The organism is Azovibrio restrictus DSM 23866 (genome assembly GCF_000429665.1).
Lineage (GTDB): Bacteria > Pseudomonadota > Gammaproteobacteria > Burkholderiales > Rhodocyclaceae > Azovibrio > Azovibrio restrictus.
In genome coordinates, this window is the sequence record NZ_AUCH01000004.1 from 165,624 (window position 1) to 192,386 (window position 26,763).

General features: G+C 73.0%; 5 protein-coding genes. 3 read left to right on the forward strand and 2 right to left on the reverse strand.

Going from position 1 to position 26,763, the window contains the following annotated elements; translation table 11 throughout:
- Positions 1–10: 10 nt before the first annotated feature.
- Both G474_RS0105795 and G474_RS21900 read right to left on the reverse strand, forming a co-directional pair.
- Positions 11–889: a thioesterase domain-containing protein gene (locus G474_RS0105795; protein WP_026686150.1), complete on the reverse strand. Its 879-nt coding sequence runs from the start codon at positions 887–889 to the stop codon at positions 11–13.
- On the reverse strand, positions 886–1,665 hold the full coding sequence (locus G474_RS21900; protein WP_156919168.1) for a 4'-phosphopantetheinyl transferase family protein: 780 nt from the start codon (positions 1,663–1,665) through the stop codon (positions 886–888). The genes G474_RS0105795 and G474_RS21900 overlap by 4 nt, the downstream gene beginning before the upstream one ends.
- 410 nt (positions 1,666–2,075) lie before the next feature.
- Here G474_RS21900 and fabD point away from each other — a divergent pair, with 410 nt between their 5' ends.
- From fabD to G474_RS0105815, 3 genes are read left to right on the forward strand one after another with little or no spacing between them, the layout of a single operon-like run.
- Positions 2,076–4,415 (forward strand): ACP S-malonyltransferase, encoded by a 2,340-nt coding sequence (gene fabD / locus G474_RS0105805; RefSeq protein WP_026686151.1) that lies wholly within the window; start codon positions 2,076–2,078, stop codon positions 4,413–4,415.
- Between the two features lie 4 nt (positions 4,416–4,419).
- Complete coding sequence (locus tag G474_RS24400) at positions 4,420–25,452, forward strand: SDR family NAD(P)-dependent oxidoreductase (RefSeq protein WP_026686152.1); 21,033 nt, start codon at positions 4,420–4,422, stop codon at positions 25,450–25,452.
- A complete protein-coding gene (locus G474_RS0105815; RefSeq protein WP_026686153.1) occupies positions 25,449–26,750 on the forward strand; it encodes a flavin-containing monooxygenase in 1,302 nt (433 codons plus the stop codon). Before G474_RS24400 ends, G474_RS0105815 begins: the two co-directional genes overlap by 4 nt.
- Positions 26,751–26,763: the final 13 nt, after the last annotated feature.

The window sequence follows — 26,763 nt, forward strand, 5'->3', positions numbered from 1 at the left end:
CGGCTCAGCCTCAGCCGTCCGGCTCCAGCTCGGGCGCCAGAATCCGGCAGAGTTCGGCCATCGGGGCTTCGCCGCCGAGCATGAAGTGCTCGCCGGCCATGGGCAGGGTGGTGGGAGGCGCGGGGAGCAGGGCTTCCCAGGCGTGGGCGGGGTTGCGTTCCGGTTCCGGCAGTTGCGGCAGGGCCAGGGCGCTGGGCTGGCCGATCAGGCCCAGGGTGTTCCGCAACAGCACGACCCGGGGCCCGGGTGCCAGGGGCGTCGGGCGGTAGTCGGCCAGCAGCTGGGCGTGCACCCGCATCAGGATCTGGCAGCGGCGCAGATAGGCGGCCAGGGCCTGTTCCTGGTGCGGTACCCGGCAATGTTCGAGGAGGTGCCGGGCACCGTGTCCGCTCTGGGCGTTGAAGGGCAGGCGGGGCAGGGCTTCCGGGGGCAGCAGCTGGCGGGCCTGCCACTGCAGGGCCAGCTGGTTGGTGATCACCTGGAGCAGCAGGCCGTTGCGGCTCCAGTGGCAGATCTGCTGTCCCAGCTCCGCCCGGGGGGCGAAGGCATCCATCAGGATCAGCTGGGCCACCGGCTCCCCGGCCGCCTGGAGCTGCCGGGCGATCTCGAAGGCCAGGACGCCGCCCATGGAATAGCCCCCGAGCAGGTAGGGCCCCCGGGGCTGAACCTGGCGCAGGTCCCGGAGATAGGCGGCGGCCATGGCTTCCAGACGGTAGAAGAAGGGCGCTTCGGCGTTGAGTCCGGGGGCCGCGAAGGCGTACAGGGCATGCCCGGTCTCCAGGTATTTGGCCATGTGCCGCACCCAGGTGAGTTCGCCGGCGATGCTGTGGATCAGGAACAGGGGGCGGCCCTTGCCGGGGCGGATGCAGAGGGCGTGGGGCAGGCTCATGGACGGTTTCCGGTGGCTGGCCAGGGGACCGCTGCCGGGAAGGCGGCGGCATGGAAGGAATGGCGGCTGATGCGGGTGCCCGCCGCCAGGGCCAGGGCGGCGCTGTAGCCGGCCGGCGCTTCCAGGACGTGCAACTGCCAGCCACCGGGCAGGGATGGCTGGGAGGGCGGCAGCCCCGGGAAGCCGGGGGCATCCAGTTCCAGCTGCCGGAAATCCAGGCCCAGACCCAGGCCCAGGGCCTTGGAGAGGGCCTCCTTGCCAGTCCAGATACGGTAGAAGTCGTGCAGCCGCCCAGCCTGGGGCAGGGCTTTCCAGGCGGCCAGCTCCCGGGGGTGGCAGATCATCGCCGCCAGTCCGGCGCCGTCCTCCCCCAGAGGGCGGTGGGCTTCGATATCCACGCCTACCGGATGGTCGGCCGTCAGGGCGATCAGGGCCCGCTGGCCCGCGTGGCTCACATTAAAGTGCAGCCCGACTTCAGCATAGGGCGGGGCAAGCCCCGGCTTGCCATGGGGGGCCAGGCAGAAGCGCAGCAACCCGGGGGGCTGCGCCAGGTAGGCGCCCAGCAGCAGGCGCAGGGCGCTGCGGGTGGTGCTGAACTGCCGGCGCGGCAGGGGGACGCGAAAGGCTGCGGCCCGGGCCTGCTCCTCCGGGTCCAGCAGGGCTTCCTGGCCCGGCAGGAGCGGGGCTTCCAGGTCCAGGTCCCAGAGATGGCACTCCCCGGGCCCGATCCGGAAGGGCGCGGGGAGCGGGCAGGAGGCGGGGAGGGGAGCGCTCATGGGGGGCGTCGGCGTCAGGGGAAAGTCGCTGTGAGAAATGCTGCCGTGATTCATCATTGCAGCGGCCGGGATCATTTATACTCCGGAGCCATAGGCCCGAGAGGGGCGTCGTTGAGAGAGGCGTCGTTGTTACTTGCCGTTTTTTCTTGAAGCCGGTTTTATCACGAGGACACCCCGCTGAACATCCCTAGCCTGCCTCTTGCGTCTGCCCCGGCGCTTTTCTCCCGGCTTGCTCCGGGTCTCCGCCCATGTTCGGCCGGGGCGGGGGCGCCGGGACTGGAAGCTGCATTTCCCGGGGTGGGGCAGGGCAGCTTCCCGGTTCGTCATCATTTTGCAAACTTCCATGCGCCCGTGCTGCCGCGTCGCGGTTGCTTCCCGGTGGCGCCAGCAGGCAAGGAGCGATGGGCCCCATGAAAGCCTTCATGTTTCCCGGGCAGGGTGCCCAGCGCATCGGCATGGGCGCCGAACTGTTCGCCGCGTTTCCCGAGCTGGTGCAGCAGGCCGACCAGGTGCTCGGCTATTCCGTCGCCCAGCTCTGCCTGGAAGGTCCCCTGGAGCGGCTCACCCAGACCGAATTCACCCAGCCCGCCTTGTTCGTGGTCAACAGCCTGGCCTATCTGCAGCGGATCGCCCAGGGGCCCCGGCCGGACTTCCTCCTGGGCCATTCGGTGTCCGAATACGTGGCCCTGTTCGCCGCCGGGGTGGTGGATTTCGAGACCGGCCTCAGCCTGGTGCGCCGGCGCGGCGAGCTGATGGCCCAGGCCCGGGGCGGCGGCATGGCGGCCGTGCTGGGGCTGGATGAGGAACAGGTCCGGCAGGTCCTGGAACAGCACGGGCTCAGGGATGTCTTTGCCGCCAACTTCAACACCCCCCGGCAGATCGTCCTGTCCGGGCGGCGGGAGGCGGTGGCGGCGGCGGAGCCCCTGTTCATGGCGGCCGGGGCCAGCTATTTCAAGCTGCTGCAGGTCAGCGGCGCCTTCCATACCCCCTTCATGGCGGCGGCCCGGGATGCTTTTGCCAGTTTCGTGGCCGGGATTTCCTTCGCGCCCCCCGGCATTCCCGTGATCGCCAACGTCACTGCCCGGCCCCATGAGCCGGCCAGCATCCGGGCGCGCATGGTGGAGCAGATCACCGCCCCGGTGCGCTGGGCCGAGAGCCTGCGCTACCTGCTGGCCCAGGGGCTGGCGGTGGTGGATTTCGACGAGATCGGTCCCCAGGGCATGGCCGTGGTCAAGCCCATGGTGATGCGCACCCTGAACGAGGCCGGTCCCCTGGACCCGGCCCAGCTGGCGGCCGAGGCCGCGGCCCGGGAGCAGGAAGCCGCTGCGGCCAAGGCGGCACCCGCTAGTGCCGGGGAAGCAGGGGAAAGCCTCAGCCCGGGCGCTACGCCCGGGGCCGGCGGCTTTCATGCCAGCCGCCTGGGGGATGCGGAGTTCCGCCGCCGTTTCGGCCTCAGCCACGCCTACCTGGCCGGGGGCATGTACCAGGGGGTGGCTTCGGTGGAGCTGGTGGTCAGCCTGGCCCGGGCCGGGTTGATGGGCTTCTTCGGGGTCGGCGGCCTGGACCTGGAAACGGTGGAGAACGCCATCGTCCGCATCCAGGAGGAAATTCCCCCCGGCGCCCCCTACGGGGTCAATTTCATCGCCCACACCCTGCACCCGGAGCGGGAGGAACAGCTGGCCGAGCTCCTGCTGATCCACGGAGTGCGCACCATCGAAGCTTCCGCCTTCATGGAGGTGACCTCGGCCCTGGTGCGCTACCGGGCCAAGGGGCTGGTACGGGGGCCGGACGGGCGGGTGGAGGTCCGTAACCGGATCATCGCCAAGGTGTCCCGTCCCGACCTGGGGGCCCAGTTCTTTTCCCCGGCGCCCAGGCGCCTGGTGGACAAGCTCCTGGCCGCCGGCGCCATCAGCCCGGAAGAGGCCGAACTGCTGGCCGCCGTGCCCATGGCCGACGCCCTGTGCATGGAGGCGGATTCCGGCGGGCACACGGATCAGCGCATGCCCTTCGCCCTGATTCCCGCCGCCCTGGCCCTGCGCGACAAGGTCCAGGGGGAGTTCCCCGGGCACCGGCTGCACGTGGGGGCGGCCGGCGGCATCGGCACCCCGGAAGCGGCGGCGGCGGCCTTCGTCATGGGCGTGGACTTCATCATGACCGGCTCCATCAACCAATGCACCGTGGAGGCGGGCACCAGCGATCTGGTCAAGGACATGCTCCAGGAGATGCAGGTCCATGACACCGACTACGCCCCCTCCGGCGACATGTTCGAGATGGGGTCCCGGGTCCAGGTGCTGAAGAAGGGGGTGTTCTTCCCGGCCCGGGCCGCCAAGCTGGCCAGCCTTTACCGCCAGTACGAATCCCTGGAGCAGCTCGATGCCCAGAGCCGCCGGCAGCTGGAGGAGCGCTACTTCCAGCGCAGCCTGGAAGCCGTCTATGAAGAAGTCCGGGCCGGCTGTTCCCCCGCCGAGCAGGAGCGTCTGGCCCAGCATCCCAAGCAGCGCATGGCCCTGGTGTTCCGGCACTACTTCCGGGACGCGAGCCGCTGGGCCCTGAGCGGCGAGGCCGCGCGCAAGGTGGATTTCCAGATCCACTGCGGTCCGGCCCTGGGGGCCTTCAACCAGTGGGTGGCGGGCACCGAACTGGCCGACTGGCGCCAGCGCCGGGTGGACCGCATCGGCCTCAACCTGATGCAGGCCACGGCGGCGCTCCTGGGCCGCCGTTTCGCCGCCATGCAGGCGGCGGGGGACTAAAGCCGTGCGCCGGTCGCCGGAGCGGGAAGCCATCGCCATCATCGGCGTCGGGGTGCGTCTGCCCGGCGCCGACTCCCTGGAGCAGTTCTGGGGGCATCTGGCCGCCGGCCGCTCCCTGATCAGCGAAGTGCCGGCTCGGCGCTGGGACAGCCGGGCCCTGGAAGCGGAGCTGGCCCGGGGCGGGCCGGGCGGCCGCATCCGGGGCGGCTTCCTGGCCGACGCGGATGCCTTTGACGCCGCCTTCTTCAACATCTCCCCCCGGGAAGCGGCCTGGATGGACCCCCAGCAGCGCTTCGCCCTGGAGCTGGCCTGGCAGGCCATCGAGGATGCCGCCTGTCCGGCCAGCGCCCTGGCCGGCAGCAATACCGGGGTGTTCATGGGGGTGTGCCACTGGGATTACGCCGAGCTGCTGGAAAAGCACCTGACCCGGCTGGATGCCTATGCGCCCACGGGCATCGCCTTTTCCATCATCGCCAACCGGGTGTCCCACTTCTTCGACCTGCGCGGCCCCAGCGTCACCAATGACACCGCCTGCGCCGCCTCCCTCACCTCCATCCACGAAGCCGTGACCGCCCTCCAGGAGGGCCGCTGCACCCAGGCTCTGGCAGGGGGCGTGAACCTGATCTGGTCCCCCAACCACTTCGTCACCTTCTCCAGGAACGGCATGCTCTCCCGGGAAGGGGCCAGCCGGGCCTTCGATGCCCGGGCCGACGGTTACGTGCGCGGCGAGGGCGGCGCCATGCTGCTGCTCAAGCCCCTGGACCAGGCCCTGGCGGACGGGGACCCGATCCGCGGGGTGATCCGGGCCAGCGGCGTCAACCACGGGGGGCGCACCAATTCCCTCACGGTCACCAATCCCCGGGCCCAGGCGGAGCTGATCGCCAGCACCCTGAAGGACGCGGGACTGGGGCCCGAGAGCATCGACTACATCGAGGCCCACGGCACCGGCACCCCCCTGGGGGACCCCATCGAGATCAGCGGCCTCAAGGAGGCCTTCGCCCGGCTGCACCAGGAGGCGGGCAGCCAGCCCCGGCCCGGCAGCTGCGGCATCGGCTCGGTGAAGACCAATATCGGCCACCTGGAAGGGGCGGCCGGGGTGGCCGGGGTGGTCAAGGTGCTGGCGGCCCTGGGGCACGAGTGCCTGCCGGCCAATGTGGATTTCGCCGCGCTGAATCCCTTGATCGACCTGGAAGGCAGCCCCTTCCGCATCCAGCAGCAGGCCAGTCCCTGGCCCCGGCAGCCCGGCCGGCCGCGCCGGGCCGGGGTGAGCGCCTTCGGTTTTGGCGGCAGCAATGCCCACCTGGTGCTGGAAGAAGCGCCGCTCCGGGAAGCCGGAGCAGACCTGGCGACCGGCCCCTGGCTGCTGCCCCTGTCGGCCCGGGACGCCGGGCGTCTGCCGGCCCTGGCGGCGCAGCTGCGGGACTGGCTGGCCCAGGCGGATGCCGGCCTCAGCCTGGCGGACCTGGCCTGGACCCTGCAGGCGGGGCGCGAAGCCCTGGCGGCCCGGGTCCTGTGGCAGGTGGACTCCCTGCCGGCGCTCAGTGCGGCCCTGGATGATTTCCTGGTCCGGGGCATGGATTCCCCCCTGCTGTTTACGCCCGGGGCAGGGACGGACCCGGCCGCCCGGCTGGCGGCCCGCTGGCTGGCGGGGGAGGGCCTGACGGCGACGGACTGGCAGAGCCTGAGCGAGGGCGTTCCGGCCCGGCGCCTGCATCTGCCCACCTATCCCTTCGCCCGGGAACGCCACTGGATGGACGCCTCCCTGGGGCCCCGGGACGACGGCGCCGCCCCCCATCCCCTGCTGCACCGCAACCAGTCCCGCCTGGGCCTGCAGTGCTACCGCTCCAGCTTCATGGGCAACGAGTTCTTCTGGGCCGAGCACCACGTGGGCGAGCGCCAGCTGCTGCCCGGGGTGGTCTGCCTGGAGATGGCCCGGGCCGCCTGGTCCCTGGCCGCCGGCCGGGCCCAGGAGCCGGCCTGCAGCCTGGAGCAGGTGGTCTGGCGCCGCCCCATCCAGGCCGGGGAGGCCCCCACCCGGCTGGAAATCCGGCTCAGTCCCCGGGAAGGGGAAAAGCTGGGCTTCGAGATCGCCACCCAGGAAGACCCGGACGCATTGCTGGTGCAAGGGCAGGTGGGGCCCCTGGCGGCCGGGGAGGAGGCGTTCCTGGACCTGGCGCACTGGCGCGCCGGCACCCAGACCCTGGAACCCGCCGCCCTCTATGCCCGGCTGGCGGCCACCGGCATGCACCATGGCCCTTCCTTCCAGGCGGTCACGGCCCTGTACCGGGGCGAGGGTCACCTGCTGGCCCGCCTCAAGCTGTCCCGGCGCCTGGGGCCCACCCTGGGGGCCTACGCCCTGCATCCCATCCTGCTGGATGCGGCGATCCAGCCCTGGATAGGCCTGGAGCCCGAAGGGCCCCTGTCCGGCGCCGCCGTGCCGTTTTCCTGCCGCCAGGTGGAGGTGCTGGGCCCCTGTACGGACACGCTCTGGGCCCTGCTGCAGCCCCTGGACGGGGGGCAGGAGGGCCTGCGCCGCCTGCGCATCACCCTGGCGGACGGGGAGGGGCGGGTCAGGCTGCGCTTCCAGGACCTGGCCCTGCGCCTGGTGGCCCCCGAGGCCGGCCAGGAAGCACTGCTGTTCTCGGCCCCTACCTGGGAGGCGGCGCCCCTGCCGCCCCCCGACCCGGCCCGGGAAGGGCCCCGGACCCGGGTCCTGCACGGGGGCTTCGCAGCCGCCTCCGTCGCCGCCTGGCAGCAGCAGTTGCAAGAGGCGGGGCGGCCGGACTTGCAACTGGAAGCCCTGCCTGCGGTCCCCGCCGGCCAGGACCCGGCCCAGGCCTGGTGCGAAGCACTCTGCCAGCGGCTGCTGGCCACCCGGGCCGAGCCCGGGCGGCAGCAATGGCTGATCCTTCTGCCCCGGGGCTGGCAGCCCCGGGCGGCGGCGGCCCTGGGGGCCCTGCTGCGCTCTTTGGCGGCGGAGCAGCCCCGCTGGTCCGGGGCGGTGCTGACCCTGGACCCCGGCCTGACGCCGGGCCAGGTGGGAAGCCTGCTGGCGGCGGAAGCGCTCCGGGAGGATGGCTACAGCGAGATCGACTACGACCCTGAGGGCCAGCGCCGGGTCTGCCGGCCCCGGCTCCTGGAATTGCCGCCGGCCACCCCTTACGCCGGGGCCGGCGTGGTCTGGGTTACCGGCGGCGCCGGCGGCCTGGGGCAGCACTTTGCCGCCTGGCTGGCGGAGCGGGGCGCGGCCCATGTGGTGCTCTCCAGCCGCAGCGGAGCGCCCCGGGACTGGACGGCGGGACCGGGCGGACGCTGCCAGGTCCATGAGCGCCCCTGCGATGTCACCGATGCCGCCCAGGTGCGCCAGGTGGCGGACTGGATCAGTCGCGAGCTGGGCCCCCTGCGCGGCGTCATCCACGGGGCCGGCATCCTGCGCGACGGCTACCTGCAGCAGAAGGCTCCCGGAGACCTGGCCGCGGTGTTCGCCCCCAAGGTTCTGGGGCTGCAGCACCTGGAGCAGGTCACCCGGGACCAGCCCCTGGATTTCTTCGTCCTCTGCTCCTCCATCGCCGCCACCTTGGGTAACCCGGGCCAGAGCGACTACGCCGCCGCCAATGCCTGGATGGAGGCCTGGGCTCGGGAGGGGGCCGGCCGCATCGCCATCGCCTGGCCCCTGTGGGAGGCCGGGGGCATGCAGGTGGAGGGCGCCACCCGGGCCGCCCTGCAGCGCCGTTTCGGTTCCGCGCCCCTGCCCACGGCCCGGGCCCTGGAGGCTCTGGAGCGCATCCTGGCAGCCCGGGGGCCGGCGGCCGTCACCGTTCATTACGGCCGCCCCGAGCGCCTGGAGCAGGTCCTGGCGGGCTACGGCGCTGCTCCCGCTCCGCTTCGGGCCGCCGCCGCCCCGGCCCCGGGGGCCCAGCGCAGCGCCCCTGTTCCCGACAGCCCGGAAGCCCTGGAGGCGCGCACCATCGCCTGGCTGCGGGACCTGCTCGGGGAGCTGATCCAGATGGCCCCGGAGAAGATCCATCCCCGGCGGCGCCTGGAGGAATACGGCCTCGACTCCATCGTCATCGTGGAAATGACGGGGCGCATGGAGGAGGCCCTGGGCCCCCTGTCCAAGACCCTGTTCTTCGAATACGTGGACCTGGCCGGGGTGGCCGGGCATCTGGTGGCGGAGCAGGGCCCCGCCCTGGCGGCCCTGTTTGCCGGCGGCGAGGCGGAGGCCCCGGCCCCTGCCGCCAGCCCTGAGCCGGAGCCCGAGACCGATGCCGGCCCCCGGGTGGAAACGCCCGGGGACGCCCACGACATCGCCATCGTCGGCCTCTCCCTGCACGTGGCCGGGGCCGATGACCAGGACAGCTTCTGGGACATGCTGGCCCAGGGCCGGCACCAGTTCCGGCCCCTGCCGGAAAGCCGCTGGGCCCACGACAGCCTGGTGCATCCGGAACGGGACGTGCTGGGCAAGACCGTGGTGCGCAGCGGCGCCTTCCTGGACCACCTGGACCGCTTCGATCCCCGCTATTTCCGCATCTCCCAGGCCGAAGCCGAGCTCATGTCCCCGGAAGTGCGGCTGTTCCTGCAGAGCGCCGTGGAGGCCTTCGAGGACGCCGGCTATTCCCGGGAGACCCTGCAGCGCCGCTACGGGGGCCAGGTGGCGGTGATCGTCGGCACCATGACCAACGATTACAACCTGTACGGCTTCCAGAACATGCTGCAGCGGGGCGCCCTGGCCAGCGGCAGCTACACGGGCACCGTGCCCAACATGGTGTCCTACTACTACGGCTTCACCGGGCCTTCCTACTTCCTCGACACCATGTGCTCCGCCGCCGCCACCTGCGTGCTGGAGGCGGTGCACATGCTGCGCGCCGGCCGGGTGCCCATGGTCCTGGCCGGGGGCATCAGCCTGCTGCTGCATCCCCAGAAGCTGATCGCCACCTCCCAGGAGCACTTCACCAGCAAGACCGCCGAGGTGATCCGGGGCTACGGCCTGGGGGCGGACGGCACCATCCTCGGGGAAGGGGTGGGCTCCCTGGTGCTGAAGCGCCTGGAAGACGCCCGTCGGGACGGGGACCACATCTACGGCGTGATCAAGGGCGGCGGCATCAGCAATGCCGGCATCCGCAACGGCTTCACCGTGCCCAACCCGCACCAGCAGGCGGCTGCCATCGGCGCCGCCCTGGCCGATGCGGGGGTGGATCCGGCCAGCATCGGTTACATCGAGGGGCATGGCTCCGGCACCGCCCTGGGGGACCCCATCGAGATCCGGGCCCTGAACGAGGTCTACGGCAAGGCCATGGGCCAGGCGCTCACCTGTCCCATCGGTACCGTCAAGTCCAACGTGGCCCACCTGCTCGGGGCCGCCGCCCTGCCGGGCATCGTCAAGGTGCTGCTGCAGATGCAGCGGGGCCAGCTGGTGCCCTCCCTGCATGCCGACACCCTGAACCCCAACATTCCCTTTGCCGACACCCCGTTCCGGGTCCAGCGCCAGCTGGAGCCCTGGCGCCGGCGTCAGGATGGCGCCGGGCGGGAGCTGCCGCTCCGGGCCGGGGTCACTTCCATCGGTGCCGGCGGCATCAACGTGCACCTGATCCTGGAAGAGGCGCCGCCCCGCCGGCCGCCGGCAGCGCCCGGCGGTCCGGTGCTGCTGCCCTTCTCGGCCATGAACCCGGAGCGGCTGCGGCTCGTCCTGGAGCGCTGCTGCGCCTGGCTGGAGCAGCAGCCGCAGGTGGAACTGGCCGACCTGGCCTGGACCCTGCAGGTGGGGCGCAACGAGCTGCCCTGCCGCCTGGCCCTGGTAGCCGCGGATGCCGCCAGCGCCCGGCGGAATCTGCTGGCCTTCCTGGCCGGGGAGGCGGTGGCCGGTCTGGAATACGTGCCCAGCATCCTGGAGCGGGACCTGCAGCCCGCCCCCGGGGCCGTGGACCAGGCCCTGGCCGCCGGCCGCTGGGCCGAACTTGGCGCCTGGTGGTGCGCCGGGGTGGCCGTGCCCTGGGAGCAGCAGCCCGGGGCCGCCGCCCGGCAGCGCCTGTCCCTGCCCAGCTATCCCTTCGAGTCGGTGCGCTGCTGGTACCAGGAATATCCCGACGCCCCTTCGGTGCTGCATCCCCTGGGGGCCGGCCTCAAGCTGCATCCCTTCGTGGGCCAGAACCATTCGGACCGGCACGGGCTTTGTTACCGCACCTCCATCTACCTGAACGAGCTCCTGGACTACGTCTACAGCCAGAGCCGCCAGCCCCGGCTGCTGCCCACGGCAGTCCTGGAAATGCTCCTGGGCGTGGCCCGGGCGGCGGGTTTCCCCGCCGGCAGCGGTCTGGCCGATCTGGAGGCGGGGCTCCTGGGCCTGGAATGGCAGCCCGGCCGGCTGCTGGAAGCCCGGGTCCTGGAAGCGGCGGGCCAGCCCCTGGTGCAGCTGACGGCCCTGGCGGCGGACGGGCCGGCCCAGGTTTTCGCCCGGGCCCGGCTGCTGGCGCCGGCCGGCCGGCACGGACAGCAGGACCTGGCCGCCTTGCAGGCCTCCGCCCTGGAACAGCTGGACCGGGCCGCTTTCTACCGGGCCCTGGGGACCCGGCAGCTGGGTTTCGGCCCCTACCAGGAAGTGCTGCAGGGCCTGTGGCGGCTGCCCCAGGGGGGCATGCTCGGCGCCCTGCGCCGGGAGCCGCCGCGCCAGGACCATTTCCCACGCCAGCTCAGCCTGCCGCCCCAGGTGCTGGGCGGCATCTGGCAGGCCCTCTGCCTGGCCCAGACGGGCCCGCTCCTGGAGCCGGGCCGGCTGGCGGCCCTGGAACTGACCGGGGCGGACGCCCTGAGCGCAGCCTGGGTGCTGCTGCAGCCCGAGGCCGCCGGGGACTGGCAGGTCCTGGTGCTGGACGAGGCCGGGCAGGAGCTGGCCAGTCTCCGGGGCCTGGGCCTGGAAGCCCCCCGGCGCCTGGAGGCGGACCCCGGACTTACCCCTGTTCCAGTTCCAGCCGCCGTTGTTGGACAAGGTGCGGGGCAAGGCGCGGGGCTGGAAACCGGGCAGGGCAGTGCGCCCGCCCGGGCGGCAGCCCTGAGCCCGGACCGGCGGCAGCTGGAACTGCCCGGGGCGGCCGGCATGCCTGCCAACGCTGCAGTCGGCCCCGCACCCAACCTCACATCCAACCCCGCAGCCCAAGCCCCTGCCACGGCAGCCGTAGCGGCTGTAGCGCCCGCGCCGGCCCCCGGGGCGGCGCTGCTGCCGGGCTTGCGTGAGCTGGTGGCGGGGCTGCTCAAGTTCGATCCGGCCCAGATCGAGCCCCGTGCTTCCTTCCACGATCTGGGCTTCGATTCCATCTCCCTCACCCGGCTCACCGGGGAGATCAATGCCGGCTATGGCACCGACCTGAGCCCGGCCATCTTCTACGAATGCGAGCACCTGGCCGCCCTGGCCGACTGGCTCGCCGCCCGGGGCGCCAGGGCTGTTGCCGATCCGGCTGCGGGTGACGCCGCCGCCGGCCCGGCGGCCGGGGCCACGCAACCTCTCCCTGCCGCTCCGGCCCTGGCCGTCTCCGGGGCGCCGGCGGCCGGGCGGCAGGTGGCCATCGTGGCCTATGCCGCCCGCCTGCCCGGCTCCCCCGATGCGGCCAGCTTCTTCCAGCACCTGCTGGAGGGCCGGGACCTGGTGGGTCCCTTGCCCCTGGCGCGGTATCCGGCCGCCTACCGGGCCCGCATGGAGGCCGCCGGCTTCCCCCTCCTGGGGGGCTTCCTGGCCGACATCGACCGCTTCGACGCGGCGGCCTTCAAGACTTCTCCCCACGAGGCCCAGCGCCTGGACCCCCAGCAGCGGCTGCTGCTGGAAACCGCCTGGCGGGCCATGGAGCACGGGGGTTACCGGCCCGGGGACCTGCCCGCCGACTGCGGCGTGTTCGTGGGTATCAGCGGCCGGGATTACGCCAGCCTGCTCCAGGACCTGGGGGTGCCCGCCGATGCCCACGTGGCCACCGGCAACTCCCTGGCCATGGCTGCCAACCGCCTGTCCTGGCAGTTCAATCTGCACGGCCCCAGCGAGGCGGTGGACACCGCCTGCTCCAGCTCCCTGGTGGCCCTGCTGCGGGCCGTGGACTGCATCCGCAGCGGCCGCAGCGAGATGGCCCTGGCGGCCGGGGTGAACCTGGCCCTGGCCCTGGAAGGTTTCGCCGGTCCCTGGCAGGCCGGCATGCTCAGCCCCGGCGGCCGCTGCCGCAGCTTTTCCAGCGCCGCCGACGGCTATGTGCGCGGCGAGGGGGTGGTGGTGCTGCTGCTCAAGGAGCTCGCCGCTGCCGAGCGGGACGGGGACGCCATCTGGGGCCTGGTGGCCGGCGGCGCCGAAAACCACGGCGGCCACGCGGGGGCCCTGACCGCTCCCAGCGCCCGGGCCCAGGCGGAACTGGTGCAGCGGGCCATGGCCGGCATCGATCCGGCCAGCATCGGCTACATCGAAGCCCATGGCACCGGCACTCCCCTGGGGGACCCGGTGGAGGTGAATGGCCTCAAGCTGGCCTACGGGGCCCTGGCCGGCAGCGGCGCGCCGGCCCGCATCGGCCTGGGATCGGTGAAGTCCAGCATCGGCCATCTGGAAGCCGCGGCCGGCCTGGCCGGGGTGCTCAAGGTGCTGCTGGCCCTGGAGGCCGGGGAGCTGCCGCCCACCCTCCACTGTGCCCGGATCAACCCCTACATCGACCTGAGCGGCACGCCCTTCCACCTGGTGCGGGAGCGTCAGCCCTGGCCCCGGGGGCGGGATGCCGACGGGCGGGAACTGCCGCGCCGGGCCGGGGTGAGCAGCTTCGGCTTCGGCGGCAGCAATGCCCACCTGGTGCTGGAGGAATACCGGGGTGAAGGCCGCCGCCGGCGCCAGCCCCTGCCGCCCCGGGTTTTCGCCGACAGCCGTTACTGGCTGCCCGGCCCCGAGGCGGCGGCCGGCGAATCCGGTGCCGACGGGGTGCTGTTGTTCGCCCCCCGCTGGACGGCGGCCGCCCTGGAACCCGGGGCGGGGCCGGCCTTCCAGGCCCATCAGGTGCTGGCCTGGGGCCTGGCCCTGGCGCCCGGCGAAAACGCGCCCCAGGTACTGCCGCCGGCCGTCCTGGCGGGCAGTCCGGCGGCCTGCTACAGCGCCCTGGCCGCCCGACTCCTGGAGGCCCTGCAGCAGTTCCTGGGGCGTGAGCCCCGGGGCAACCTGCTGTTCCAGCTGGCCCTGCCCGCCACCCGGGAAGGGCGTTTGTACGCCGGACTGGGGGCCCTGCTCGACAGCGCCATGGCCGAACATCCGCGCCTCAGCTGCCAATTGCTCGAACTGCCGGCCGGCTGGCCGGAGGCCAAGCTGCTGGACTGCCTGCGGGCCGAGGCCAGGGGCGGCCGGCATCGCCGGGTGCGTTACGAGGGACCCGACGGGGCCGGCCGTCAGGTGCGCGGCTGGGAGGAACTGGCCCGGCCGGCGGCCCCGGCGTCCCGCTGGCGGGCCGATGGGGTGTATCTGATCAGCGGCGGGCTGGGGGCCCTGGGGCGCCAGGTGGCGGCCCATGTGGCCCGCCTGGCACCGGGCGCCACCCTGGTGCTGGCCGGGGCCAGTCCCCTGGACCCGGAGCGGCAGCAGGCCCTGACCCGGCTGCAGCAGCAGGGAGTCCGGGCCAGCTACCTGGCCGTGGATATGGCTGATCCGGCCGACCCGGCCGCCGTGGCCGCCCTGGTGCAGCACTGCCGGAGCGTGCACGGGGGGCTGCACGGGGTGATCCACTGCGCCGGCATCCACCGGGACCGGGGCCTGCTGCGCAAGACGCCGGAAGAATTCCTGGCGGTGCTGGCGCCCAAGGTGCAGGGGGCCGAAGCCCTGCTGCAGGCCTGCCAGGGGCTGGCGCTGGAAGTGTTCCTGCTGTTTTCCTCCCTGGCCGGGGCCGTGGGCAATGCCGGCCAGGTGGATTACGCGGCGGCCAACGGTTTCCTGGATGCCCTGGCGGAACAGCAGGGGGCGCCTCTGGTGGCCCTGGACTGGCCCCTCTGGCGCGAAGGCGGGATGCAGGTGGATGCCGCCGGGGAAGCCGCCTTCTTCGCCCGCATGGGGCAGCGCCCCCTGGAGACCGGGGCGGGCCTGGAAGCCCTGGAAGCCGGCCTGGCCAGCGGCCGCGCCCAGGTGGCGGTGCTGGGGGGAGAACTGGAGGCCATGCGCGCCTTCTTCCGGGGGGCTCCAATGCTGCCCGGGCGGGAGGCGGCGCAGGCAGAAGCCCTGCCGGCGGCATCTGCCACCGCCCTGGTCCGGGCCGTGGAAGGGCGCCTGGGGGCCCTGCTGGGGGAACTGACCGGGTTGCCGGCGGCGGCCATCCAGCCCGGCGAACCCCTGGAGCAGTACGGCATCGACTCCCTCATGATCAAGCGCCTGAACCAGGCCCTGGGGAGCCATTTCCAGCAGCTATCCCAGACCCTGTTCTTCGAGCACCGCAGCCTGGCCCAGGTGGCGGCCCATCTGGCCGCAGCCCAGCCCGAGGCCTGCCGGGCCTGGACCGGTACTGTCACTGAAACCGCAGCGGCGGCCGGGCCGGACAGGATCAGCGCCGCCCTGCCGGCGCCGTCCCCGATCCCGGTGCCCCAGGCCGGGGAGCCCATCGCCATCATCGGCATCAGCGGCCGCTATCCGGGGGCCGGGAATCTGGAGGCCTTCTGGGCCAATCTGGCCGCCGGGCGCGAGTGCATCGGCGACATTCCCCCCGAGCGCTGGTCCCTGGCGGACTTCTTCGAGCCCGACCCGGACCTGGCCGTGGCCCGGGGGCTGAGCTACTGCCGCCGGGGCGGCTTCCTGGAGGGCTTTGCCGATTTCGACCCCCTGTTCTTCCGAATTTCCCCCCGGGAGGCGGCGGCCATGGATCCCCAGGAACGCCTGTTCCTGATGCAGGCCTGGGCCGCCTGCGAGGATGCCGCCTATTCCCGCGAGCGGCTGGAAAGCCAGCACGGGAGCCGGGTCGGGGTGTTCGTGGGGGTCACCAAGCAGGGCTACGGCCTGCATCCGGCCTGGGTGGAAGAGGGCGGGGCCCGCATCCGCCCCGGCACTTCCTTCGCCAGCGTCGCCAACCGGGTTTCCTTCCACCTGGGGCTGAAAGGCCCCAGCCTGCCCGTGGATACCATGTGCTCCTCCTCCCTCACGGCCATCCACGAAGCCTGCGCCCACCTGCGCCGGGGCGAGTGCGAACTGGCCCTGGCCGGGGGCGTGAACCTCTACCTGCATCCGCAACAGTACGTGGAGCTGTGTGCTGCCCGCATGCTCAGCCCTGACGGCCACTGCCGCAGCTTCGGGGCGGGCGGCAACGGCTTCGTGCCCGGCGAAGGGGTGGGCTGCCTGGTGCTGAAGCCCCTGTCCCGGGCCCTGGCGGACGGAGACCGCATCCACGCCCTGATCCGGGGCAGCGCCATCAACCACGGCGGCAAGACCGCCGGCTACACGGTGCCCAGTCCCGGGGCCCAGGGGCAGGTGGTCCGGGAGGCCCTGGCCCAGGCCGGGGTGGCGCCGGAGCAGATCAGCTACCTGGAGGCCCACGGTACCGGCACGGAGCTGGGGGACCCGATCGAATTCACCGGCCTCTGCCAGGCCTTCGGCCCCCTGCCGGCCGGCAGCTGCGCCCTGGGCTCGGTGAAATCCGGGATCGGCCACCTGGAAGCGGCGGCGGGCATCGCCGGGGTCACCAAGGTGCTGCTGCAGATGCGCCACGGGCAGCTGGCCCCCAGCCTGCACGGGGAAACCCTCAATCCCCTGATTCCCTGGGCGGCTGCCCCCTTCCGCCTGCAGACCCGGCTCGAACCCTGGCCCCGGAGCGGCCGCCCCTGGCTGGCCGGGGTGTCCTCCTTCGGTGCCGGCGGCGCCAATGCCCACCTGGTGCTGGAGGCCTGGCCCCAGGCAGAGGCGCCTGCAACGGCTGCCGGCCCGGAAGCCATCCTGCTCTCGGCCCGGGACGAGCGGGGGCTGCGGGCCGCCGCCGGGCAGCTGCTCGCCTTCCTGGCCTCGGCTTCGGTCGGGGCGGCGGATTCCGGGACGGCGGGGCTGCTGCCCGAGCTGACCCGGCTGGCCGGGGAGCTCTGCAGCGTCGCCCCGGAAGAACTGGAGCCCGGGGAGGAACTGGACAGCTACGGCTTCGACCCGGTCCAGCGCCAGGCCCTGCGCCGGGCCCTGGAACAACGCTACGGGCTGACCCTGGACCCGGCCGCGGCCGCCTGCTGGCGCGACCTGGCCGCCGTGGCCGGGAGCCTGGCGGCCGCCCTGCCGCCGGGCGGGGCCGCTGCCCCGGCGGCCGGCCCGGTGGACCTGACGGATCTGGCCTGGACCCTGCAGCTGGGCCGGGAGGCCATGGAACAGCGCCTGGCGATTCTGGCTGACAGCCCCGCCGATCTGGCGGCCCGTCTGGAAGCCTGGCTGGCGGGCCGGGAACAGCCGGAGCGGGTCTGGCGCGGCAGTGTGGGTGAAGGCCGCCGGACCCTGGGCCTGCTGGCCCAGGAACCGGACATCCAGGCCCTCACCGGGCGCTGGCTGGAAGCCGGGGAGCTGCCCCGGGTCCTGGGGCTCTGGGTCCAGGGCCTGCCCGTGGATTGGCGCCGTCTGCCCAGGTCCCGGCCCGGCCGGCCCTGCAGCGCCCCCACCTATCCCTTCGCCCGGGAGACCTACTGGCTGCCCGATCCCGCCGGCAGCGGGCCCCTGGCCCGGGTGCTGCAGGACGAGCCCGAGGGCCGGGAAACCCTGCTGGCGGCCCAGCAGGAACTGGAGCAGCAGCTGGCCCGCCTGGTGCCAACCCTGCTGCAGGGGCTGGAACTGAGCAGCGCCGCCCCCTGGCCCGCCTGGCGCACCGCCCTGGAGCGGCTGCTCGCCGCCCATCCCCGGGCCATGTCCGGGGAGGCTGCCGCGGCCCGGGCCGCCTGGCAGGCCTACCGGGCCCGGCCGGGTCCGGCCCAGGCCCAGACCGCCTTGGTGGACGGGGTGCTCGCGGCCCTGCCGGAAATCCTCGCCGGCCGCCTGCCCGCCACCGCGGTGATGTTCCCCGGGGGCCGCCTGGAGCAGGTGGAGGCGGTGTACAAGCAGAATCCCGTGGCGGCCCGCTTCAGCCTGCAGCTGGCCCGGGCGGCGGCAGCCTGGGTCGGGGCCCGGCAGGGGCAGGGCGGTCTGCGCATCCTGGAAGTGGGGGCCGGCACCGGCGGCACCACGGTGCAGGTGCTGGAGGCCCTGGCGCCCCTGGCCGGCAGCATTGCCGAATACTGCTACACGGACCTGTCCCGGGCCTTCCTGATCCACGGGGAGCGCCAGTTCCAGGCCGGCGCCCCCTACCTGCGCACCGCCCTGTTCGACCTGGAGCAGGACCCGGAGCGTCAGGGGCTGGCCACCGGGGCCTACGATCTGGTGATCGCCGCCAATGTCCTGCACGCCACCCGCAGCATGGCCGACACCCTGGCCCGGGTGGGTTCCCTGCTGGCCCCGGGAGGGCTGCTGCTGGTCAACGAGACCAGCTGCGCCACCCTGTTCACCCACCTCACCTTCGGTCTGCTCGAAGGCTGGTGGCGGTTCACCGATCCCGAATGCCGCATTCCCGGCGCCCCGGCCCTGGAAACCGGCAGCTGGCACCGTCTGGTGGAAGCCGCCGGGCTGGAATGGGTGGCCGCCAGCCCGGCCGCCGAGCAGGCCCTGGGGCAGCAGCTCTGGGCCGCCCGCCGCCCTGGCCGGCCCGCTTCCAGGTCCGCATCTCAGCCCGTTGTTCAGGCCGCTGCTTCGTCCGCTGCACCCTCTGTTCTGCAGCCTGCCCCGGCACCAGTGGCCGGGCCGGCGCAGCCGGCGGCCGGAGCGGGCGCCGCAACGCGGACCCTGCAGGCTCCGGCCGGGGACCTGCGCCGCCTGCTGCTGGAAACCCTGGCGGCCACCCTGAATCTGGCTCCGGCCGCCATCGATCCCCGGCTTTCCTTTGCCGACTACGGCCTGGATTCCATCCTCGGGGCCGAGCTGGTGCACCGCCTGCGCCAGCGCCTGGGGGTGTCCCTGCAGCAGACCGAACTGTTCGATTACCCGAATCTGGAGCAGCTGGCCGCCCTCCTGGAGCAGCGTGGCGCCCAACCCCCCGTCGGGGCCGGGGAGGCGCAGGCTCCGGTGGTCACGGGCAGCAGCGAGCCTGCGCCGCTCCAGGTGCCGGCCAGCGTGGGCGGCGCCGTGGTCAGCATCGGCGCGGCGGCCGGGCCGCGGGAGCCCATCGCCATCGTCGGCTACAGCGGCCGCTTTGCCGGCTCGGAGGGGCCCGAGGCCCTGTGGCAGCATCTGCGGGCCGGCCGGGACCTGGTGCAGCCGGTCAGCCGCTTCGACCTGGCGCCCCATTACCGGGGCCAGGCGCCGGGCAGCTGGTGCGGTCATGGCAGCTTCATCGACGGGGTGGACCGCTTCGATGCCCGCTTCTTCAACATCTCCGGGCTGGAAGCCACCTACATGGACCCCCAGCAGCGCCTGTTCCTGGAAGAGGCCTGGCGCACCCTGGAGCATGCCGGCCACGCCGGGGCGGACATGGCCGGCCGGGCCTGCGGCGTGTTCGTCGGCTGCGCCCACGGGGACTACCAGGAGCTGTTCCAGGAACAGCCCCCGGGCCAGGCCTTCTGGGGCAATACCTGCTCCCTGATCCCGGCCCGGATCGCCTACTACCTCAACCTGAAGGGCCCGGCGGTGGCCGTGGATACCGCCTGTTCCAGCTCCCTGGTGGCGGTGCACCTGGCCTGCCACAGCCTCTGGCAGGGGGAATCGGAGCTGGCCCTGGCCGGGGGCGTGTTCATCCAGTCCTCGCCCCGTTTCTACCTGTACGCCAACCAGGCCCGGATGCTTTCCCCCAGCGGCCGCTGCGCCGCCTTCGGGGCCGGGGCCGACGGCATCGTGCCCGGGGAGGCCGTGGCCGCCGTGCTGCTGCGGCCCCTGTCTCAAGCCCTGGCGGACGGGGACACCATCCACGGGCTGATCGTCGCCACCGGCATCAACCAGGACGGGGCCACCAACGGCATCACCGCCCCCAGCGCCCAGTCCCAGGAACAGCTCCTGGGCCAGGTGTACCGCCAGTACGGGATAGACCCGGGCCGCATCGAACTGCTGGAGGCCCACGGCACCGGCACTCCCCTGGGCGACCCCATCGAGCACGAGGCCCTGAGCCGGGCCTTCCGGGGCTGGAGCGAGGCACGGGGCTACTGCGCCCTGGGATCGGTCAAGTCCAACCTGGGCCATGCCACCACGGCGGCCGGCATCACCGGCCTGGTCAAGGTGCTGCTGGCCCTGGGGCACGAGGAGATTCCTCCCACCCTGCACGCCAGTCCTCCCAACCCGGCCCTGGACCTGGAGCACAGCCCCTTCTACCTGAACGGGCAGCTCCGGCCCTGGCCGCGCCGGCCCGGGGCGCCGCGTCTGGCCGGGGTCAGCTCCTTCGGTTTCGGCGGCACCAATGCCCACCTGGTGCTGCAGGAGGCCCCGTCCTCGCCGGTCCGGGAGGTCCAGCGGCCGGTCTGGCTGTTCGTCCTCTCGGCCATCTCGGCCGAGGCCCTGGCCGGGCAGGCCGACGACCTGGCCGCCTGGCTCCAGGAGCGGCCGGTGGCGCCGGCCTCCCTGGCCAGCACCCTGGCCCTGGGGCGGCGGCACGGGGAACAGCGGCTAGCGGTGCTGGCCGCCGGGGCAAAGGAACTGGCCGAAGCGCTGCTGGCCTGGCGGCAGGGGCAGGCCCCGGCCGGAGTGCATGAGGGGGTCCGGGGCGCCAGCCCGGCTCCGGCCGCACGGCCCGATCTGCCAGAACTGCGGCGGCTGATCGAAGCGGAGCCGGAGCGTTACCGGGCCGCCCTGGAAACCCTGGCCCAGGCCTTCCTGGCCGGGGATGACGAAGCGCCGGGCCTGGCCCTGGCGGACCTGGCGCCCAGCCGCATTTCCCTGCCGGGCACCCGTTTCATGGGCAAGTCCTACTGGGTCGGGCAGGGCAGGGGCGGTTTGGCAGGGCGCGGAGGGAGTGCTGCCGGCGGCAGCGCGCGAGGCGTAGAGTTTGCCGGGGAGGCAGCCGGGGAGGATGGCGCGGCCCCGGGCGCCGCTGCGGCCAGCCGGGCCGCCGCCGTTTCCGGACCCAGCCGCCGGGAGCTGGCCCTGGAGCCTATCCCTGAAGCAGCGCCCGGATTGGCGCCGGCAGCGCCCCGGCAAGCGGCGCCGGCCTTCCCCATCCGTCTGGCCCCGGTCCGGGCCTGGGACGAAGCCGGGCCGGCGCCGTCGGTCTGGCGTCCCGTGTCTCTGGCGCCCCTGGGGGGCGCTGCGGCGGCTCCGGGGGGAACCCTGCAGCGCCTGGAGGATGAAGCAGGGGTGCGCCGCCTGCTCCTGGACGGGGTCCTCGACCAGCCCCTGCTGGCGGCCCTGGCCCAGGCGCTGCAGCAGGCAGCCGCCGCGCCCGACGTCCATGTCCTGCTGCTGCAGGGCAACTGGCAGGGGGATGAACGGGATGCGGGCGCCGCCCTGCTGCTGGATTGCCCCTTGCCCGTGATCGCTGCGCCCACGGGGGCGCAAGGCCTGGCCCTGGCGGCCGGGGCGGATTTCCTGGTGCTGGCCAGGGCGGGGAGCTACCGCCGCCCGGCCGCCGCCGATCCCCTGACTCTGGTCCTGCTGGCCCGCCGTTTCGGCCCCCTGCCGGGCGGGGCCGCTGGCGGTGAAAACATCGATGCCGGGACCCTGGCCCGGGGCGCCCTGGTCGTGGAACCGGGGCTGCAGGCAAGCCAGGCCCTGGCCCTGGCGCGCCAGGTGGCGGCCGCGCCCCGGGGCGCCCTGCTGGCCCTCAAGGCCCACATGCGCCGGGGGCCCCAGGTGCCCGAGGGGCTGCCCGGCCCCGCCCTGGGCGCGGCGGAACTTGCAGCCGGGCCCGCCGGGCCGGAGGAAAGCACCGCCTGGGGGCAGGGCCAGCCCATCGCCCTGGATTCCCCGGTGATGCGCCTGGAACTGTATCCGGACGGGGTGGCCCTGCTGCAGATGCAGGAGCGCGAGCAGCGCAACTGCTTCACCCCGGCCTTCATGGCCGGTCTGGAGGAGGTGTTCGCCCGCTTGCAGCGCCTGCCCGGCTGCAAGGTCCTGGTGCTCACCGGCCACGGGGCCTACTTCGCCTGCGGCGGCACCCGGGAAGGGCTGGAAAGCCTGCAGCGGGGGGACAGCCATTTCACCGACCAGCGCATCTACAGCCTGCCCCTGGAATTTCCCCTGCCGGTGATCGCCGCCATGCAGGGGCATGCCATCGGCGCCGGCTGGTCCCTGGGCCTGTTCTGCGACCAGGCCCTGTACGCCGCCGACAGCGTCTATCACAGCAACTACCTGCAGTTCGGCTTCACTCCCGGGGCCGGGGCCACCCTGGTGTTTCCCCGCCGTCTGGGGGACGACCTGGGCCGGGAGGTGCTGTTCTCCGCCCGGGAATGGAAGGGGCGGGAACTGGCCGGGCGCTGCCCGGACCTGAGCGCCCGGCCCCGGGAGCAGGTGCTGCCCCTGGCCCTGGCCCTGGCCCACCGGCTGGCCCGCCAGTCCCGGGCCGATCTGGAGGCCGCCAAGGCCGCCGCCGCCGCGCCCCTGCGCCAGCGGCTGGAAGCAGTACTGGCACAGGAACTGGCCATGCACGACACCACCTTCATCGGTAATCCCCTGGTCCTGGAGCGCATCCAGCAGCACTTCGCCGGTCTGCCGCCGGCTCCGGCCCCGGCTCCTGCGCCCTCCCTGGGGCGGGAAGCCGTGCATCGGGCCCTGCGGGAGACCCTGGCCGAAGAACTGCTGCTGGACCCGGCGGAAATCAGTGAAAGCAGCAGCTTCCTGGCCCTGGGTCTGGATTCCATTCTGGCGGTGACCTGGATCCGCAAGCTGAACGCCCGGCTGGGCCTGGATCTGCCCGCCACCTGCGTCTATGCCCATCCCAGCGTCGGGGCCCTGCTGACGGAGCTGTTGGGCCGCCTGCCCAGCCCGCCGCCCGCCAGCGCACCGGTGCCGCCCCCGCCGGCCCCCGAGCCTGTCCCTCAGGTGACACCTGAGCCGGCTCAGGAGCGCGGCGCGGCCCGGCAGGCCCTGCGCCAGGTGCTGCGGCAGACCCTGGCCGAGGAACTGCTGCTGGACCCGGCGGAAATCGGCGAGGGCAGCAGCTTCCTGGCCCTGGGCCTGGATTCCATCCTGGCGGTGACCTGGATCCGCAAGCTGAACGCCCGGCTGGGCCTGGACCTGCCCGCCACCTGCGTCTATGCCCATCCCAGCGTCGGAGCCCTGCTGGCGGAGCTGCAGGAACGCCTGCCCGCCGGCCCGGCTGCTGCGGCGCCCGCAAGGGCAGCAGAACAGGCAGCAGAGCGGACAACTGAGCGGACAACTGAGCGGGCAGGGGAGGCAGACGCCGGCCCGGTGGTTGTCCAGGCCGAGGCGGGGCTTCCGGTGGCGCCGCCGCCGGCAAGCCCGGCCCCCACTGTGAATACCCTCACCCGCCTGCCAAGCGCGGCGGATGGGGCTGAGACGGCGGACGGGGACGCCATCGCCATCATCGGCGCTGCCGGCCGCTTCCCTCAGGCCGGGGACCTGGCGGCCTTCTGGGACAACATCCGCCAGGGGCGTGACTGCATCGAGGAAGTGCCCCCCAGCCGCTGGCGCCTGGAGGAGTTTTACGACCCGGATCCCCAGGCGCCCGGCAAGTCCTACAGCAAGTGGATGGGGGCCCTGACCGACGTGGACCGCTTCGATGCGGCCTTCTTCAACATCACCGCCCGGGAGGCGGAGCTGATGGATCCCCAGCAGCGCCTGTTCCTGGAGCAGGCCTGGCTGGCCCTGGAGGACGGGGCCATCGATCCCTCCCGGCTGGCGGGCTGCCGCTGCGGCATCTTCGTAGGCAGCGGCGACAGCGGCTACGGGGACCTGATCCCGGAAACCAATGCCTACAGCCTGAGCGGCAGCGCCAGTTCCATCCTGGCCGCCCGGCTGGCCTACCTCCTGGACCTGCGCGGTCCCGCCATCGCCCTGGACACCGCCTGTTCCACCTCCCTGGTGGCCATCGCCAGCGCCTGCGACAGCCTGCGCCTGGGCAATACGGACCTGGCCCTGGCCGGGGGCGCCAGCCTGATGCTGGGGCCGCGCATGCACGTGGATACCTGCAAGGTGGGCATGCTCTCCCCGGACGGCCGCTGCCACAGCTTCGACCAGGGCGCCAATGGCTTCGTCCCCGGGGAAGGGGTGGGCGTGGTGCTGTTGAAGCGCCTCGCCGACGCCCGCCGGGACGGGGACCCGATCCGGGCCGTGATCCGGGGCTGGGGCACCAACCAGGACGGGCGCACCAACGGCATCACCGCCCCCAATCCCCTGGCCCAGGGCGAACTGCTGCGCAGCGTCTACCGCCGCTTCGGCATTGCCCCGGAAAGCATAGGCCTGGTGGAGGCCCACGGCACCGGCACCCCTCTGGGAGACCCCATCGAGATCGAGGGCCTGCAGGCCGGTTTCGGCCCCCTGGCGGCGGGCACCCGGGTGGCCCTGGGCTCGGTGAAGAGCAATGTGGGCCACCTGCTGGCCGCCGCCGGGGTGGCCGGTGCCCTGAAGGCCATGCTTGCCCTGGAGCACGCCGAGCTGCCCCCGAGCATCCATTTCCACCAGGAAAACGAGCATCTGCATCTGGACAAGACCCCGTTCCGGGTCCAGACCCGGCTGGAGCCCTGGCCCGAATCCCCGGGCACTCCCCGGCGGGCGGCGGTGAGCGCCTTCGGCTTCAGCGGCACCAACGCCCACCTGGTGCTGGAAGCCTGGCCCCGGCCGGCGGCGTCGGCCCCGGCCGCCGGGGATGTGCCACTGCTGCTGCCCCTCTCGGCCCGCAGCAGCGCCCAGCTGGCCGCCCTGGCCGGGCAGCTGGCCCGGCACCTGCGCGCCCATCCGGAACTGGATCTGGCCGACTGCTGCTGGACCCTGCAGCAGGGCAGACAGGCCTTCGAATGCCGGGCCGCCTGGGTGGTCAGCAGCCGGGAAGCCATGCTGGAATGCCTGGACGCCCTGGCCGCCGGCCGCGCCGATGCGCGCATCCTGAGCAATGCCGGGCCCCGGGCCCCGGGGCTGTTCGACCCGGAGGACGGGGACGCCCGGGAACTGCTGGACAAATGGCTGGCCGGGGGCCGGCTCGAACCCCTGGCCCGGCTCTGGGTCCAGGGCCTGGCCCTGGACTGGAGCCGCCTGCCCGGCAGCGCCGCCCGCCGCCGCCTGCGCCTGCCCGGCTATCCCTTTGCCCGGGACCGGCACTGGCTGAGTGCGGCGCCCGCACGGCAGCCGGCGGCCGGCAGCGCGGGTTTCCGCCTGCAGGGCCCGGCCGGGGGCCCCTGGACAGGACTGCTGCGGGGAGACGAGGCAGGGCTGGGCCTCACCCTGGTGGAGGGTCTGGCCCGGGTGGGCGGTGCCGCCTGGCTGGAGCCGGTGCGGGCCGCCCTGGCGGCAGCCGGGGTGCCGGCCGCCCGCCTGGAACAGCTGGTCTGGGGCCGGCCCCTGGTGCCCGGGGCCAGTCCCCTGGCGCTGCGCCTGCACTATCAGGCGGCGTCGGGCCTGTTCCGCCTGGAAAGCGAGGCCGGGGAAATCTGCCTGGCAGGCCGTTGTGTCGGGGCCGCAGGTCCCTGGCCCGAGGCCCCGGCCGGGGACGGCCTCCAGGAGGCCACCCTGGAATTCCGCCGGGCCCGGCCCTGGGCCCGGGGCCTCAGCGCCGTCTGGCGGGGGGCGGCTGAGCCGCAAGTCTGGCGGGGCCGCTGGAGCCGGCCCCCGGGGGAAAACGCCCCGGGGCTGCTGCTGGAGGCCGTCTGGCAGCTGGTGGCCTGGGGCGAGGAGCAGCGGGGCCTGCCCGGCCCGCGCTTCCCCCTGGCCCTGTCCAGCCTGCAGTTTGCGGATGCCGGTCCCGAAGCGGGCTGGATCTGGTTGTGGTCCCGGGAGGGTGACCTTCCGGGCATGTCGGTGTTGGTGCAGGACCTGGAGGGCAGGCCGTGCCTGGCGTTGTCGGGTTGGCTCGGCGAACGGCTGGAAGCCCTGGCTGAATTGCGATCTGAACGGGAGGAACAACAACCATGAGCGTAGCGATGAAAGTGGCCCTGATCGGGGGCGGACCCACGGGCATAGGGGTAGGCCGGGAACTGGGCGAAGGGGGCGTGGATTACGACATCTACGAGGCTTGCGACGATTTCGGCGGGGTCTGGCACGGGGAGGCCCCCTGCGGCCGCACCTATCCTTCCCTGCACCTGATTTCCCCCAAGTTCAACACCCAGGTCCAGGACTTTCCCATGCCGGAGGATTTTCCGGTCTATCCCAACCACCGGCAGATGCTCGACTACATCCGCAGCTATGCCCGCCACTTCGGCGTCTATGACCATGCCGTGTTCAATGCCCGGATCCAGCGCCTGGAGCCGGAAAACGGCGGCTGGCGTCTGCACTGGGGCGAGGGCCAGAGCGCCTGGTATCCCCTGGTGGTGATCTGCAACGGCCTGCAGAACAAGCCCCACTACCCGGAACGGGCCTATCCCGGCCAGTTCACCGGCGAGGTGCTGCACAGTGTCGATTACAAATCCCCGGACCAGCTGCGCGGCAAGCGGGTGCTGATCATCGGCGGCGGCAACACCGGCTGCGACATCGCCGTGGACGCGGTCCACGCGGCCAGCCAGGTCCTGCACAGCACCCGGCGCGGCTACTACTACCAGCCCAAGTTCGTGGCCGGCAAGCCCACGCCCCAGTGGATGATGGAACTGGGCAGCAAGTTCGGCAGCAAGGAAGAGACCCTGGCCTACATCGAGCAGGTGTTCAAGCTGGCCGGCTACGACGGCACCGACTACGGCCTGCCCCAGCCCGACCACCCCCTGGACGGGGCCCATCCGGTGATGAACTCCCTGCTGCTGTACTACATCGGCCATGGGGACATCGAGCCCAAGGGGGACGTGGCGTCCTTCTCCGGCAAGGAAGTGCGCTTCGTGGACGGCAGCAGCGCCGAGGTGGACCTGATCCTCTATTCCACCGGCTACGAGCGGGACCTGTCCTTCCTCGACCCGCAGCTGCTGGAGTGGAGCAGTTCGGGCATACCCGACCTGTTCCTGCACGGGGTGCCGCGCAACCACGACAACCTGCTGTGCATGGGCTTCATCAATGCCGCCGGCGGTCTGGGGGATGGCCTGAAAACCCAGGGGGCTTTCGTGCGCGCCTACGCCAAGGCCTACGCGGCCAGGTCGCCGGGGCTGCAGGCTTTCCTGGAAGCCAAGCGGCGCGACAAGCCGGACCTGGGCCAGGCCTATTTCGTCCAGTCCTACCGGCACCAGTGGGAGGCGGATCTGTGGAAGCTGCTGGCCCAGATGCGCAAGTACCGGGACATGCTGGAACAGTAGAAACGAGGGGAGC

Bases quoted from the DNA above. Each gene is read 5' to 3' on its own strand.
- G474_RS0105795 (WP_026686150.1), bottom strand. From the start codon at position 889: ATGAGCCTGCCCCACGCCCTCTGCATCCGCCCCGGCAAGGGCCGCCCC.
- G474_RS21900 (WP_156919168.1), bottom strand. From the start codon at position 1,665: ATGAGCGCTCCCCTCCCCGCCTCCTGCCCGCTCCCCGCGCCCTTCCGG.
- fabD (WP_026686151.1), top strand. From the start codon at position 2,076: ATGAAAGCCTTCATGTTTCCCGGGCAGGGTGCCCAGCGCATCGGCATG.
- G474_RS0105815 (WP_026686153.1), top strand. From the start codon at position 25,449: ATGAGCGTAGCGATGAAAGTGGCCCTGATCGGGGGCGGACCCACGGGC.